The sequence below is a fragment of the Methyloversatilis universalis FAM5 genome (genome assembly GCF_000214035.2).
GTDB lineage: Bacteria > Pseudomonadota > Gammaproteobacteria > Burkholderiales > Rhodocyclaceae > Methyloversatilis > Methyloversatilis universalis.
Genome location: NZ_AFHG01000057.1, coordinates 63,973 through 77,493, shown reverse-complemented (window position 1 = coordinate 77,493; position 13,521 = coordinate 63,973). Strand labels below are relative to the sequence as shown.

Genomic DNA, 13,521 nt, shown 5'->3' with positions numbered 1-13,521 from the left:
GCGTGACCGGCAGCACGGGGGGCGCGCACAGCCGGCACCGCCTCCGGACCGGGACGCCGCACGCCGTCACTGACCGGTGGTCAGACCACCGCAGCGGGTGTGGAAAATTTTCCGACGTTCAGCCGCCCACCTTGTCGCCCGCCGGCGCGGGCGCCAGACCGCCCTCTTCCCGCACGTCGTCCGGCAGGCGGTCGCGCAGGTCGTGGATGATGCCGAGCAGCGCCAGCAGTTTCAGGATGAGGAAGGTGAGATCCAGTTCGTACCAGGCGAAGCCGGCCCGGGCGCTGGCTCCGTAGCGGTGATGGTTGTTGTGCCAGCCGCCACCCATCGTGAACAGCGCGAGCAGCGGACGGTTCACCGAATCGTCTTCGGTATCGAAGCGGCGGTAGCCGCCGGGCAGGCGGCGGAAATGACCCAGCGAATTCACCATGGACACGGTCTGCACGCCGAGCGCGGTCGGCAGGAAGAAGCCCCACATCAGCGCGGCGCCGCCGCTCACCTCCGGCCCGAACACGCCGGCGCGCGCCAGCAGCCAGATGAAGAAGGCGCCGGACAGCATGAGCAGCGTGTAATGCCTGTTAACCCAGAGGATTTCCGGGTAGCGGGCGAAATCCGGCACGCGGTCGAGGTCGGTGTCCTTGTAACGCTCGCACCACACCCAACCGACATGCGAGTGGAACAGACCGTGCTGGCGCGGCGAGATCGGATCCTCCGGCGCCTCGACGTTCTGGTGATGGTGACGATGCACCGACGCCCACCACAGCGGCCCGTGCTGGCCGCACTGCGACGCGATCACCGCAAGAACGAACTGCACCCGGCGCGAACAGCGGAAGGCGCGGTGCGAGAAATAGCGATGGTAGATGCCCTCGACGCCGAACATCCGGATCGCGTAACTCACCAGCGCCAGCAGCAGCAGCGCGGTGGTCGGCGGATAGAGCAGCGGCGTCGCCACCGCGGCGGCAAACAGCAGCGCATAGCGGATGCGGGTCTGCCGTATCGATTCGGTGACCTGCATGCCGTAGCGGGTGCGTGCGGGTGCTGCGTCCATGGCCGGCTCCAGTGCGGAATGCGCCGCACTGTAGCAGCGCACCGTGACCGGCAAGACGGCGAATAGCGGGCGGCCACACCCGCAATCCCGCGGTGAACGAAAAAGCCGGCCCGCAGGCCGGCATTTCGCAGATCGGGCAGCGCCGATTACTTGGCGCCGGCGATCACCCAGGCGGCCAGGGTCTTGGCATCGGCATCCGACAGCGCGGACTGGGCCGGCATCGGCATCGGGCCACCCCAGATGGTCTTGCCACCGGCCGGGGTACCGGCCTTGATGAAGGCGGCAACCTTGGCTTCGGCATCCTTCTGGCCGGCGTACTTCTTGGCGACCGCGGCGTAGCCCGGGCCGATCTTGGTGTCGGCGCCCTGCGAATGACAGGCCAGGCAGCCCTTGGCGGTGGCCAGGTCCTTGCTGGCAAAAGCCGGTGCGCTCACGAGCGCGGCGGCGCAGACGACAGCGGAAATCAGCGTTTTCATGGTGTTCCTCGACGGTGTGGTTGAACCAGGATTCTTCTGGCGCGGGGCCGGGCGGGATCCGGCGCAGGCTCGGCGACGCGGCCCGCAAGTCTATGCCAGCAGCGGGCCGGTCTCCAAGAGCGCCAGCGGCGCCCGGGCGCTCATACAACGATTCCCGCGCCGCAGGCGTTGACCGGGCACGCGTGGCCAGGTTCTGCCTCACGCCGGCAAACGCGGTCCGGCCTCAGCGCCCGCTGCCGCGACGCCAGCCCAGACTGAGGGCGGTGCCGGCCAGAATGACCGCGGTGCTGGCCAGCATCGCCAGCGTGGGCATTTCGTCGAACAGCAGATGGCCCCACAGCATCGCGAAGGGCGGAATCAGGAAGGTAACGCTCAGCGCCGACGTCGCGCCCATGCGGCCGACCAGACGGAAATACAGCGCATTGGCCAGCGCGGTGGACACCAGGCCGAGCACCGCCACCGCCAGCAGCGCGCGGCCGGAGGGGAGATGATCCGGCAGCGAAGTGAGCGCCCAGGGCAGCAGCGCCAGCGCGCCGACCAGCGAGAAACCGGTCGCCACCGCCGAGGCCTCGACATCGTGCAGGCGGCGCTTCACCCACTGCACGCACAGGCCGTAGGAGGCGGCGCCGGTCAGGCCCAGCGCCACCGCATCCATGCCGACGCGCAGCGCGCCCACTTCGCGCAGCGTGGCCAGCACCGCCACGCCGGCAAAGCCGAGCAGCAGACCCAGCTGCTTCGAACGCGACACCGCCTCGCGCCACACCCACACCCCCAGCAGTGCGGAAAACAGCGGCGAGGTGGCATTCAGCACCGCGGCGAAACCGGCGCTGGAGCGCATGACGGTTTCCGCGAACAGCGCGAACGGCAGCGCGGTACTGCCGGCGCCGGCCAGCAGCAGCCAGCACAGCACGCGACCGCGCTCCGACGGGGCGACCGACCGCAGCGGCCAGCCGAACACCGCGAGCAGCGCCGCCGACGCCAGCACCAGTCGCAGACCGACGGTCAGCGGCAGGCCCAGTTCGGGAATGGCGACGCGGTACAGCGCGAAGGACGCGCCCCAGATCAGCGCCAGCAGCAGGAATTCGACACGGGTGCGCACGGCGGGGGCGGATGAAGGCGGGCCGCCATTGTCGCCGGGCGACGGCGCAGCCGCCAGCCGGCTAAACTGCCGGGCTGCACCCGTTACGCCCGGATTCTCCATGACGCCCCGCTTCGACCTCACCCCGCCCGCCCCTGACCTGTCCGCCGCACTGCAGGCCTGCATCGACAACAAGACCAAGCCGCTGGGCGCACTCGGCCGGCTGGAGGCGCTTGCGCTGCAGATCGGTCAGGTGCTGGGCTCGACCGCGCCCGAACCCGGCACACCGCACCTGCTGGTGTGCGCCGGTGACCACGGCACGCTGCGCGACGCACGCGGCCGCGGTCTGTCCGCCTACCCGGCGGACGTGACCTGGCAGATGGTCGTGAACTTCCTCGCCGGCGGCGCCGCCATCAATGTGCTGGCGCGCGAGGGCGGCATGACGCTGCACATCGCCGACTGCGGCGTGGCGCACGACTTCGGCGCGCGCCCCGGCCTGATCGACGCCAGGGTCGCGCCCGGCACCGCCAGCTGGTTCGACGGCCCGGCGATGACGCCGGCGCAGTGCGCGCAGGCGCTCGAGAACGGTGCCCGCATCGCGCGCGACATTGCGGCCGGCGGCGCCCGCGTGCTCGGCTTCGGCGAAATGGGCATCGGCAATACCGCATCCGCCTCGCTGATCACCCACCTGCTGACCGGCGCACCGATGGACGACTGCGTCGGCCGCGGCACCGGCCTCGGCGACGCCGCACTGGCCGACAAGAAGCGCGTACTGGCGGGGCTGGCGGCGGATTACGCCGGCCCGCGCGACGCGTTCGCGGTGCTGGCCGCCTTCGGCGGCTTCGAGATCGCGACCATGGCCGGCGCCATGCTGGGCGCCGCGCAGTCGCGCATGCTGCTGCTGATCGACGGTTTCATCAGTTCGGCTGCTGCGCTGGTCGCCCAGACCCACGCACCGGCGCTGCGCGACTACTGCGTGTTCTCGCACCGTTCGCAGGAGCGCGGCCACGCGATACAGCTGGAACACATGGGCGCCCAGCCGCTGCTGGATCTGGACCTGCGTCTGGGCGAAGGCACCGGCGCCGCGCTGGCCTGGCCGCTGGTGCGCGCCGCGGCGGCCATCCTGCGCGACATGGCCAGCTTCGATTCGGCCGGAGTATCGAAGGCGTGAGCGGCCGGCAGCGATGATCCGCCGCGAACTCGAACTGTTCTTCAACGCGCTGCGCTTCTTCACGCGGCTGCCGGTGCCGGCCTGGGTGAGCTGGTCGAACGAGCTGATGAATGCCAGCGCGCGCTGGTTTCCGGCGGTGGGCTGGATCGTCGGCGCCGCCGGCGCCGCCGTGCTGTGGATGGCCGGTCAGGCGCTGCCGGCTGCACTCGCCGCGGTGCTGTCCACCGCGGCCACGATACGGCTGACCGGCGCCTTCCACGAGGACGGCTGGGGCGATGTGTGCGACGGTTTCGGCGGCGGCTGGTCGCGCGAACAGATCCTGACCATCATGAAGGACTCGCGCATCGGTGCCTACGGGGCGATCGGCATCGTGCTCATGCTGGCGGCCAAGCTGGCCGCGCTGTCGTCCCTGTCCCTGATGTCCGCGGCAGTCGCGCTGCTGGTCGCTCACCCGCTGTCCCGGCTGTGCGCCACCGCGCTCATCTACACCATGGCCTACGCGCGCGACGACGACCCGGACGGCGTGTCGCGTGCCAAGCCGCTGGCGGTGAAACTGTCGGGCGGCGGCATGCTGTGGGCCGCGCTGTGCGGTCTGGCGCCGCTGGCGCTGCTGGCACCGGTACAGATCGCCTGGGTGGCCGGACTGGCGGTGCTCGTCACCATCAGCGCGGCCCGCCACTTCCGGCGCCGCATCGGCGGCTATACCGGCGACTGTCTGGGCGCGGTGCAGCAGCTGACCGAACTGGCGGTGTATGTGGCGCTGAGCGTGCAGGTCTGACCGGATCCAGTGAAAGCGAACAAGCTCCCGATCGCAGCTTGAATCGAAGCCGGCGGCCTGCGATCACCGCATCGCGACCAGGGGTCGCTCCCACGAAAAGCACGCCCGATCCGTCGCCGGAGCTGGGTTTCCTTTGGGAGCGAGCTTGCTCGCGATGGCGGCCGGGACAGAAGCCCGAGGCCGGTGTCGCGAGCGCTTGCGTCAGCCGCGCAGGCGGGCGATCAGGCCATCCAGCTGGTCGAGGTCGGTGAACTTCACAGTGAGCTTGCCGGCGCCGCGCGGATTGGCCGCGATGGACACCGGGGCGCCGACCAGGTCGGACAGTTCCTCTTCCAGCCGCGCCAGATCGCGCGACGGTTCAACCCGGGCGCGACTGCCCTGCTCCGCCAGACCGCCGCGCGCCACCATCTTCTCGGTGTCGCGCACGGTCAGGCCCTGGGCCACCACGCGGTTGGCGAGCGCGATCTGGTCGCCCTTGGGCAGGCTCAGCAGCGCGCGTGCGTGGCCCATGTCCAGATCGCCGGCCACCAGCTGTTCCTGCACCGGTTCGGCCAGCTGCAGCAGGCGCAGCAGATTGGTGGTGGCGGAACGCGAACGGCCGATGGCATTGGCCGCCTGTTCGTGGGTCATGCCGAATTCGTCGATCAGGCGCTGCACGCCGGCCGCCTCTTCCAGCGGATTCAGGTTTTCGCGCTGGATGTTCTCGATCAGGCTCATCGCCAGCGCGGCATCGTCCGGAATGTCGCGCGCCAGCACCTGCACTTCGCTCAGGCCGGCGATCTGCGCCGCACGCCAGCGACGTTCGCCAGCGATGATTTCGTAGCGGTCGCCACCGACGCCGCGCACGATGATGGGCTGCATCAGCCCCTGCGCCTTGATCGACTCGGCCAGCTCTTCCAGCGAGCCGGGATCCATGCGGGTACGCGGCTGGTACTTGCCCGGCTGCAGCAGGCCGACATCCAGCGTGCGCAGTTCGCCGCTCTGGGCCGCCTCGCCCGAATTGCCGGCCAGCAGCGCGTCGAGACCGCGGCCGAGGCCCTTGAGTTTGGGAGGGGTCATGGATCGTTCCGTGTTGTTGTTGTCTGCGGACAGGGTCAGAAACTCTTCACCCGCTCGATCATTTCCTGCGCGAAGGCGCTGTAGGCCTGGGCACCCTTGGCATTCTTGTCGAACAGCACGCCGGGGATGCCGTAGCTCGGCGCTTCGGCCAGGCGCACGTTGCGCGGCACCAGGGTACGGAACACCTTGTCGCCAAAGTGCGATTCGAGCTGACCGGACACCTGCTGCGACAGCGTGCTGCGCGGGTCGAACATGACGCGCAGCAGACCGATGATCTTCAGGTCGCGGTTCAGGTTGGCGTGCACCTTCTTGATCGTGTTGACCAGATCGGACAGGCCTTCCAGCGCGTAGTACTCGCACTGCATCGGGATGATGACGCCATGGGCCGCGCACAGGCCGTTCAGCGTGAGCAGGCTCAGGCTGGGCGGGCAGTCGATCAGCACGAAATCGTAGTCGGCCGCGTGTTCCGCAATCGCCTTCTTGAGCCGGTTCTCGCGGCTCTCCAGCCCGACCAGTTCGACTTCGGCGCCGGCCAGGTCACGGTTGGCCGGCAGCACGTCCAGCCCGGCGTGCGGGCTGGTGACGCGCGCATCGGCCAGCGACGACAGGCCCACCAGCACCTGATACACGCTGGACTTGAGCGTGCGCTTGTCGATGCCGGCGCCCATGGTGGCGTTGCCCTGCGGGTCGAGGTCGACCAGCAGCGTGCGCTGGCCGGCCTGACCGAGCGCGGCGGCGAGGTTCACGCTGGTGGTGGTCTTGCCCACCCCGCCCTTCTGGTTGGCGACTGCGAAAATGTGCGGCATGGCCGGCTCAGCCGTCCGACTGCAGTTCGCGTGCGAGCCACAGCAGGTGGCGGGCGCCTTCGACGCCGGGCACCTGCAGTTCTTCCGAACGCAGCAGCGACCAGCCCTTGGGTATCGCCCGCACTTCCTCGTCCGGATAGACGCCCTTCATCGCCAGCATGCGGCCTTCCGGCTTCAGCAGGTGGCCGGCCACCTTGATGAAGTCGGCCAGATCGCCGAAGGCGCGGGAAATGATGAAATCGCGGCCTTCGGGCAGGTTCACCGCCTCGGCGCGCGCGGTCTGCACCTCGAAGTTCTCGATGCCCAGATCGATGCGCGCCTGCTGCTGGAAGGAGGCCTTCTTGGAATTCGGCTCGATCGACAGCACGCTCAGATCCGGCCGCGCGATCGCCAGCGGAATGCCGGGCACGCCACCGCCGGAACCGATGTCCACCAGCGTCGCACCTTCGGGGATGAAGCGGGCGACCGACAGCGCATCCAGCAGATGATGGGTGAGCATGCGGGATTCTTCGCGTATCGCGGTCAGGTTGTAGACCGCATTCCACTTGGCCATCAGTGCGATGTAGCGCAGCAGACGGGTACGGGCTGTCGCGGTAAGCGGCAGGTCCAGTGCGGCGAGGCCGGCGTCGAGTTCGTTTTGCAGGGTCATGACGGATGGGCAGTACTTCGGATCAATGAGCCGGACGGTGTCAGGGTCCGGCCCGGAAGGGGGTACTCGGCGAAAATCAGGCGGCGTTGCGGACCGCGGCACGTTTCTTCAGATGCACCAGCAGCAGCGAAATCGCGGCCGGCGTGATGCCCTGGATGCGGGAGGCCTGGCCCAGGGTTTCCGGCCGGTGCGTACTGAGCTTCTGCTGCACTTCGCGCGACAGGCCGCCGACCGCGCCGTAATCGAGGTCGTCCGGCAGCCGGGTGTCTTCGGTCGCGCGCAGCCTGTCGACCTCGTCCTGCTGGCGGTCGATATAGCCCTGGTACTTGGCCAGGATGTCCAGCTGCTCGATCGCCTGCGCGTGGCCGATCGGCTCGGGCGCGCCGGGCAGCGTCATCAGCGCGTCGTAGCTCACGTCCGGCCGGCGCAGCAGATCGAACAGCGAATATTCGCGCTCGATGGCCTTGCCCAGCACGCGCACCGCGTCTTCGGCCGGCAGCGTGTCCGGACGGATCCACGTGGAACGCAGCCGCTGCTCCTCGGCGGCGATGGCGTCGCGCTTGCGGTTGTAGGCATCCCAGCGCAGGTCGTCGATCAGGCCCATTTCGCGGGCGACATCCGTCAGGCGCAGGTCGGCATTGTCCTCGCGCAGGCTGAGTCGGTATTCGGCGCGCGACGTGAACATTCGGTAGGGCTCGGACACACCGCGGGTGATCAGGTCGTCGACCAGCACGCCCAGATAGGCCTGGTCGCGGCGCGGGCACCAGGCGTCGAGGTCCTGCGTCTGGCGCGCGGCATTGAGGCCGGCCAGCAGACCCTGGGCGGCGGCCTCTTCGTAACCGGTGGTGCCATTGATCTGGCCGGCGAAGAACAGCCCGTGAATGGCCTTGGTTTCCAGCGACGCCTTCAGGCCGCGCGGATCGTAGTAGTCGTACTCGATCGCATAGCCCGGACGCAGGATGTGCGCGTTTTCGAGACCGGGAATGCTGCGCACCAGATCGACCTGCACGTCGAAGGGCAGCGAAGTGGAAATCCCGTTCGGGTACACCTCGTGCGTGGTCAGCCCTTCCGGTTCGAGGAAGATGTTGTGGCTGTCGCGGTCGGCGAAGCGGTGGATCTTGTCCTCGATGCTCGGGCAGTAGCGCGGACCCACACCTTCGATCACGCCGGTGTACATCGGCGAACGGTCGAGGCCACCGCGGATGATGTCGTGCGTGCGCAGCGTGGTGTGGGTCATCCAGCACGGCAGCTGGCGCGGATGCATGTCGCGCGAGCCGATGAAGCTGAACACCGGCACCGGATCGTCGCCCGGCTGCGGCTGCATGACCGAATAGTCGATGGTGCGGCCGTCGATGCGCGGCGGCGTGCCGGTCTTGAGCCGGCCCTGCGGCAGCGCCAGTTCCTTCAGCTTTTCGGCCAGACGGATGGCCGGCGGATCGCCTGCCCGTCCGGCCGAGTGATTCTGCAGCCCGACATGTACCTTGCCGTTCAGGAAAGTGCCGGCAGTCAGCACCACCGCCTTCGCGTGGAAGCGGATGCCCACTTCGGTCACCACGCCGGCCGCGCGATCGCCGTCCATGATGAGGTCGGCGGCTGCCTGCTGGAACAGATCCAGATTCGGCTGGTTTTCGAGCCTGCGACGGATCGCCGCCTTGTACAGGATACGGTCGGCCTGAGCCCGGGTGGCACGCACCGCCGGCCCCTTGCTGGCGTTCAGCGTGCGGAACTGTATGCCACCCTCGTCGGTGGCCAGGGCCATCGCGCCACCCAGCGCGTCGACTTCCTTCACCAGATGGCCTTTGCCAATGCCGCCGATCGACGGATTGCAGGACATCTGGCCCAGCGTTTCGATGTTGTGGGTGAGCAGCAGCGTGCGGGCGCCGACCCGCGCGGCGGCGAGCGCGGCTTCGGTGCCGGCGTGGCCGCCACCGATGACGATCACGTCGTAACGGGTCGGAAAATCCATGTTCGCTGCAATGCAAAAAAGAGGGGGAAGGGGGCGAATGATACGGCGTCGTGCGCCGAACATAAAGGCGCCGGGTTGACACGGTTTCACTGCCTTACAGTTGCTTACGGCACTAAGCGACCGGCAGCCCTATCGTAAGGGCGTGTTCCCCAACAGAGAACTGCGATGAAAACGCTTGGAACTGCACTGACTGCGCTGGCGCTCACCTTCAGCGGAAGTGCGCTGGCCGACTGGGATGATCACCGTCGCCACGGCCATCATGGCGGTCACGACAGGCATGGTCACTGGAAGCACCGGGACCATCATCGCCACCATCACCACCACCACGCGCCGGCAGTCCGCTATGGCTACTATCCGGCGCCGGTGTATGCGCCCTACCCCTACTACGGCCCGCCGCCCTACAGCTACTATCGTGCGCCGCGCCCGGATGGCGTCACCATCATCCTGCCTCCGGTCCGTATCGGCTTCTGATTCGGCTTCTGATGTTTCACGTGGAACACCCTCGCCACCTCAACCGGCGAAGGTGTCCCAGCACAGGCGCGCGATCAGCACGCTGACCACCGCGATGAACACACGGCGCACGAAAGCTGCGCCGTTCTTCATTGCAAGGTGAGAGCCCACCCAAGCGCCGGCAAGATTGGCGACCGCCATCGCTGCCGCCACCTTGAGCATGATGGCGCCTGCCGGCACGAACCATGACAGTGCCGCCAGATTGGTGCTGACGTTCACCACCTTCGCCGCGGCCGACGCCCGCAGGAAATCCCAGGCATAGCAGCGTGCGAACAGGAAGATCAGGAAGCTGCCGGTTCCTGGCCCGAAAAAGCCGTCGTAGAAACCAATCCCTGCACCGAGCATCAGCGCTAAGCCATGGCGAGGCGGATGATCGACCGCGCCGCGCATCACGCCGAAATCCTTCTTCTTCAGCGTGTAGAGCAGCACCGCCAGCAGCAGCACGATGACCACCGGGCGCAAGGCCTGCGGATGAAACAGACCAACTGCCGCCGCCCCCGCGTACGAAGCGATGAAGGCCGCCAGTGCCGCGCGACCCAGCACCGCCCAATCCATTTCGACCGAAGCGAGATAGCGCCGGGCTGCAAAGCCGGTACCCACGATGCTCACCGCCTTGTTGGTACCGAACAGGGTGGCCGGCGACGCACCAGGAAAGACGTTGAACAGCAGCGGCACTTGAACCAGCCCGCCGCCCCCGACCATGGCATCGACCAGTCCGGCGAAGAAGGCGCCGGCACAGAGCAGCGCGAGATCCGTCAGCACGCGTTCAGCACCGGATGTTCCACGTGAAACACCCTTATTTCCCGATGCAGAAGCGGGAGAAAATTTCGCCGAGCAGATCGTCCGGGGTGAATTCGCCGGTGATGTCGCCCAGGGCGCGATGCGCCAGACGCAGTTCTTCCGCGAACAGTTCCAGCCGCAGCACGGCACCCGAAATGCAGCGGCCAGCCGCTTCCAGATGATCGACCGCCCGATCGAGCGCATGCAGGTGACGGGTGCGCGCGGCCAGCGCGTCTTCCGCCCCGCCCTGCCAGGCCACACAGTCGAGCAGAGCCTTCTGCAGAAGGTCGAGCCCCGCGCCGCTGCGCACTGACAGCCATACATTCACGACACCGTCCCGCACCTCGCTGCGCGCAGCAATGTCGAGCAGATCGATCTTGTTGAACACCCGGATGCGCGGCAGGCCTCTCGGCAACTGCGCATCGATCGCCTGCGCCGCCGCATCGAAACCGGTGGACGCATCGACCAGATGCAGCACCGCATGGGCGCGCTCCAGTTCGCGGCGCGTACGGGCGATGCCGGCCTGCTCGACCGGGTCATCGGTTTCGCGCAGACCTGCGGTATCGATCACGTGCAGCGGCACGCCATCGATGGAAATGAGTTCGCGCAACGTATCGCGGGTGGTACCGGCGATGTCGGTCACGATGGCGCGCTCTTCGCCGGCCAGTGCGTTGAGCAGGCTGGACTTGCCAACATTCGGCGCACCGGCCAGCACCACGGTGAGACCTTCCCTCAGTACCGCACCGCAGCGCGCGCGCTGGCGGAGCCGGTCGAGTGCCTGCATGACTTCCGCCAGCTTGTTGCGCGCACCGGCCTGTTCGAGGAACTCGACATCCTCTTCCGGAAAGTCCAGCGTCGCTTCGACGAACATGCGCAGATTGACCAGCGCCTCTTCCAGTCCATGCACATGACGGGAAAACTCACCATCGAGCGAACGCATGGCCGAGCGCGCGGCCGACGTCGTCGTGGCGTCGATCAGATCGGCGACCGCCTCGGCCTGCGCCAGATCGAGGCGGTCGTTCAGGAAGGCGCGCTCGGTGAACTCCCCGGGGCGCGCCGGTCGGGCGCCCAGTTCCAGGCAGCGGGCGAGCAGCGCCTGCAGCACTGCGGTACCGCCGTGGCCGTGCAGTTCAAGTACGTGCTCGCCGGTATAGGAAGCCGGCGCCTCGAACCACAGCGCAATGCCGTGATCGATCACCCCGCCCTCTTCATCCCTGAACCGGCCGAACACCGCCCGGCGCGCAGCGGGCAACCGCCCTAGCACGCCGCGCGCCACTGCTTCGGCACCACGGCCGGACACACGGATCACCCCTACTCCGCCCCGTCCGGGTGCGGTGGCTATCGCCGCGATGGTATCGGTCGGTATAGGTCGGGTCATTGATCTGTCCTTATCGAAGCCGACCCATGAAGACGGCTCCGGCTGCTCGGTATTTCAGGGCGGGCGCAGACGTGAAAAGGGCGCCGCCCCCGCCGGAGTATCTCACCCCGGGAGAGCGGCGCCCCTGCGCCGCGTGGTCGTGGGTCAGGCCTTCGCGGCCTTGCCACCTTCGATCATGCGGGTGATCTGCCACTGCTGGGCGATCGACAGGATGTTATTCACCGTCCAGTACAGCACCAGACCGGCCGGGAAGAACAGGAACATGCCGGTGAACACGACCGGCAGGAACAGCATCACCTTGGCCTGGATCGGGTCCGGCGGCGTCGGGTTCAGCTTGGTCTGCACGAACATGGTCACACCCATGATGATGGGCAGCACGAAGAACGGATCCTTGATCGACAGATCGGTGATCCAGCCTATCCACGGTGCGTTGCGCATCTCAACGCTGCCCAGCAGCACCCAGTACAGCGCGATGAACACCGGAATCTGCACCAGGATGGGCAGGCAGCCGCCAAGCGGATTGATCTTCTCGGTTTTGTACAGCTCCATCATTTCCTGCTGCATGCGCACGCGGTCATTGGCATGGCGTTCCTTGATCTGCTGCATGCGCGGCGTGACCAGGCGCAGCTTGGCCATCGACTTGTAGCTCGCCGCGGACAGTGGGAAGAACAGCGCCTTGATCAGGATGGTGAGCAGGATGATGGCCCAGCCCCAGTTGCCGACCAGACCGTGCAGCTTTTCCAGCACCCAGTGCATCGGCGAGGCGATGATCTTGAGCCAGCCATAATCGACCACGTAATCCAGGCCCGGCGCCATCGCGTCGAGGTTGGACTGGATCTGCGGACCGGCGTACAGCGGCACATCGATCGAGGCGGTGGCACCCGGCGCGGCCGCAGCCACTGGCACGATGACGCCGGCGCTGTACAGGTTGTCACCGACCTTCTTCGCGAAGAACTCGCGCTCCACGCCAGCAGCCGGCACGAAGGTGCTCACGAAGTAGTGCTGCACCAGCGCCACCCAGCCATCCGGTGCCTTGTTCTGGAACTTCGCCTTGTTCTTGTCGATGTCGCTGAATTCGACCTTCTGGTACTTGCCGGTCTCGCTGTAGAAAGCCGGACCAGTGAAGGTGCTCAGCATGCTGGTGCCGCTCGAAATCTTGGTGCCGTCGCGCAGCAGCTGGAAGTAGGCATGTGCCGCCACCGGTGCAGCAGACGCGTTGGCGATGTCGAAACGGGTGTCGATCCGGTAGCTGCCGCGATGGAAGGTGAGCACCTTGGTCACCGTGATGCCGTCCGGGCCGGGCGCGGTCATCTTCAGTTCGACCTTGTCCTGACCTTCGGCCAGTTTCAGTTCGCCTTCAGGCAGCTGGTACACCGTCTTGTGGGTCGGCATGCCGGCGCCGATCAGGCCGCTCTGCGCATGATAGAGATGGCCGCCGTTGCCGCCGTTGTCCAGCAGCACGAAATTGCCTTCCGATTCCGGCCCCGCCTTGTGCTTCAGCAGTTCCAGACGGATCAGCGAACCGCCTTCGGCCGACACGTCGGCGATGAACAGGTCGGTTTCGACCCGGACCGCCGCCTTCTGGGCGACCACGGCCGCCTGCTGCGGCACGTCGGACGGTGCCGCCGGCGCACTCACGGTCGGCACCGGAGCCTGGGCGCCGGCCGACTGTGCGGTCGCGGCCGCAGCAGCCGGCGGTGCCGGCGGCTGGTTGGAACGCTGCCAGCCGTCCCACAGCATGAATATGGAAAAGAGAAAAACGATCAACAGAGCGGAGCGTTGGGTATCCATCGTCGGAATCGTGTGAAGGTCGGAAGGTGGC

The 13,521-nt window shown here is 67.4% G+C and carries 13 protein-coding genes; 3 read left to right on the top strand and 10 right to left on the bottom strand.

The genetic code is table 11. The features are described 5' to 3' along the window. Positions 1–118: 118 nt before the first annotated feature. From METUNV1_RS15945 to METUNV1_RS15935, 3 genes are all read right to left on the bottom strand, one after another. The gene (locus tag METUNV1_RS15945) at positions 119–1,048 is read right to left on the bottom strand and encodes an acyl-CoA desaturase (protein ID WP_043360189.1); all 930 of its coding nucleotides are present in this window, start codon (positions 1,046–1,048) and stop codon (positions 119–121) included. A 146-nt stretch (positions 1,049–1,194) separates the two neighbouring features. Next, positions 1,195–1,524, bottom strand: a complete 330-nt coding sequence (locus METUNV1_RS15940) for a c-type cytochrome (protein ID WP_008063557.1) — start codon at positions 1,522–1,524, stop codon at positions 1,195–1,197. A 223-nt stretch (positions 1,525–1,747) separates the two neighbouring features. Beyond that, complete coding sequence (locus tag METUNV1_RS15935; RefSeq protein ID WP_008063556.1) at positions 1,748–2,623, bottom strand: DMT family transporter; 876 nt, start codon at positions 2,621–2,623, stop codon at positions 1,748–1,750. A gap of 100 nt (positions 2,624–2,723) precedes the next feature. Here METUNV1_RS15935 and cobT point away from each other — a divergent pair, with 100 nt between their 5' ends. Next, the gene (gene cobT / locus METUNV1_RS15930) at positions 2,724–3,773 is read left to right on the top strand and encodes a nicotinate-nucleotide--dimethylbenzimidazole phosphoribosyltransferase (RefSeq protein WP_008063555.1); all 1,050 of its coding nucleotides are present in this window, start codon (positions 2,724–2,726) and stop codon (positions 3,771–3,773) included. Positions 3,774–3,786: 13 nt separating this feature from the next. Then, positions 3,787–4,551: an adenosylcobinamide-GDP ribazoletransferase gene (locus tag METUNV1_RS15925; protein WP_008063553.1), complete on the top strand. Its 765-nt coding sequence runs from the start codon at positions 3,787–3,789 to the stop codon at positions 4,549–4,551. Between the two features lie 201 nt (positions 4,552–4,752). Here the strand turns inward: METUNV1_RS15925 and METUNV1_RS15920 are convergent, their stop codons facing one another. The 4 genes from METUNV1_RS15920 to mnmG all read right to left on the bottom strand — a co-directional run bounded on the left by METUNV1_RS15920 (position 4,753) and on the right by mnmG (position 9,031). Then, on the bottom strand, positions 4,753–5,610 hold the full coding sequence (locus METUNV1_RS15920) for a ParB/RepB/Spo0J family partition protein (protein ID WP_008063551.1): 858 nt from the start codon (positions 5,608–5,610) through the stop codon (positions 4,753–4,755). A gap of 35 nt (positions 5,611–5,645) precedes the next feature. Next, positions 5,646–6,416 (bottom strand): ParA family protein, encoded by a 771-nt coding sequence (locus METUNV1_RS15915; RefSeq protein WP_008063550.1) that lies wholly within the window; start codon positions 6,414–6,416, stop codon positions 5,646–5,648. A gap of 7 nt (positions 6,417–6,423) precedes the next feature. After that, positions 6,424–7,065: a 16S rRNA (guanine(527)-N(7))-methyltransferase RsmG gene (rsmG, locus tag METUNV1_RS15910; RefSeq protein ID WP_008063549.1), complete on the bottom strand. Its 642-nt coding sequence runs from the start codon at positions 7,063–7,065 to the stop codon at positions 6,424–6,426. Between the two features lie 76 nt (positions 7,066–7,141). Next, positions 7,142–9,031, bottom strand: a complete 1,890-nt coding sequence (mnmG, locus tag METUNV1_RS15905; RefSeq protein ID WP_008063548.1) for a tRNA uridine-5-carboxymethylaminomethyl(34) synthesis enzyme MnmG — start codon at positions 9,029–9,031, stop codon at positions 7,142–7,144. Between the two features lie 165 nt (positions 9,032–9,196). Between mnmG and METUNV1_RS15900 the strand changes: the two genes are divergently transcribed. Next, positions 9,197–9,502 carry a hypothetical protein gene (locus METUNV1_RS15900; protein ID WP_008063547.1) on the top strand — a complete coding sequence of 102 codons (306 nt, stop codon included), beginning with the start codon at positions 9,197–9,199 and terminating at the stop codon, positions 9,500–9,502. A gap of 39 nt (positions 9,503–9,541) precedes the next feature. On the opposite strand, the gene METUNV1_RS15895 is transcribed toward METUNV1_RS15900, so the two are convergent. The 3 genes from METUNV1_RS15895 to yidC form a co-directional block, all read right to left on the bottom strand. Then, positions 9,542–10,303, bottom strand: a complete 762-nt coding sequence (locus tag METUNV1_RS15895; protein WP_008063546.1) for a sulfite exporter TauE/SafE family protein — start codon at positions 10,301–10,303, stop codon at positions 9,542–9,544. 34 nt (positions 10,304–10,337) lie between these two features. After that, positions 10,338–11,699 carry a tRNA uridine-5-carboxymethylaminomethyl(34) synthesis GTPase MnmE gene (gene mnmE, locus METUNV1_RS15890; RefSeq protein ID WP_043360150.1) on the bottom strand — a complete coding sequence of 454 codons (1,362 nt, stop codon included), beginning with the start codon at positions 11,697–11,699 and terminating at the stop codon, positions 10,338–10,340. 144 nt (positions 11,700–11,843) lie between these two features. Beyond that, positions 11,844–13,490, bottom strand: a complete 1,647-nt coding sequence (gene yidC, locus METUNV1_RS15885) for a membrane protein insertase YidC (RefSeq protein WP_043360148.1) — start codon at positions 13,488–13,490, stop codon at positions 11,844–11,846. Between the last annotated feature and the right edge of the window lie 31 nt (positions 13,491–13,521).

Excerpts from the sequence above, each read along its gene's own strand:
- METUNV1_RS15945 (WP_043360189.1), bottom strand. The coding sequence starts at position 1,048 with ATGGACGCAGCACCCGCACGCACCCGCTACGGCATGCAGGTCACCGAA.
- METUNV1_RS15940 (WP_008063557.1), bottom strand. The coding sequence starts at position 1,524 with ATGAAAACGCTGATTTCCGCTGTCGTCTGCGCCGCCGCGCTCGTGAGC.
- cobT (WP_008063555.1), top strand. The coding sequence starts at position 2,724 with ATGACGCCCCGCTTCGACCTCACCCCGCCCGCCCCTGACCTGTCCGCC.
- METUNV1_RS15925 (WP_008063553.1), top strand. The coding sequence starts at position 3,787 with ATGATCCGCCGCGAACTCGAACTGTTCTTCAACGCGCTGCGCTTCTTC.
- METUNV1_RS15920 (WP_008063551.1), bottom strand. The coding sequence starts at position 5,610 with ATGACCCCTCCCAAACTCAAGGGCCTCGGCCGCGGTCTCGACGCGCTG.
- METUNV1_RS15915 (WP_008063550.1), bottom strand. The coding sequence starts at position 6,416 with ATGCCGCACATTTTCGCAGTCGCCAACCAGAAGGGCGGGGTGGGCAAG.
- rsmG (WP_008063549.1), bottom strand. The coding sequence starts at position 7,065 with ATGACCCTGCAAAACGAACTCGACGCCGGCCTCGCCGCACTGGACCTG.
- mnmG (WP_008063548.1), bottom strand. The coding sequence starts at position 9,031 with ATGGATTTTCCGACCCGTTACGACGTGATCGTCATCGGTGGCGGCCAC.
- METUNV1_RS15900 (WP_008063547.1), top strand. The coding sequence starts at position 9,197 with ATGAAAACGCTTGGAACTGCACTGACTGCGCTGGCGCTCACCTTCAGC.
- mnmE (WP_043360150.1), bottom strand. The coding sequence starts at position 11,699 with ATGACCCGACCTATACCGACCGATACCATCGCGGCGATAGCCACCGCA.
- yidC (WP_043360148.1), bottom strand. The coding sequence starts at position 13,490 with ATGGATACCCAACGCTCCGCTCTGTTGATCGTTTTTCTCTTTTCCATA.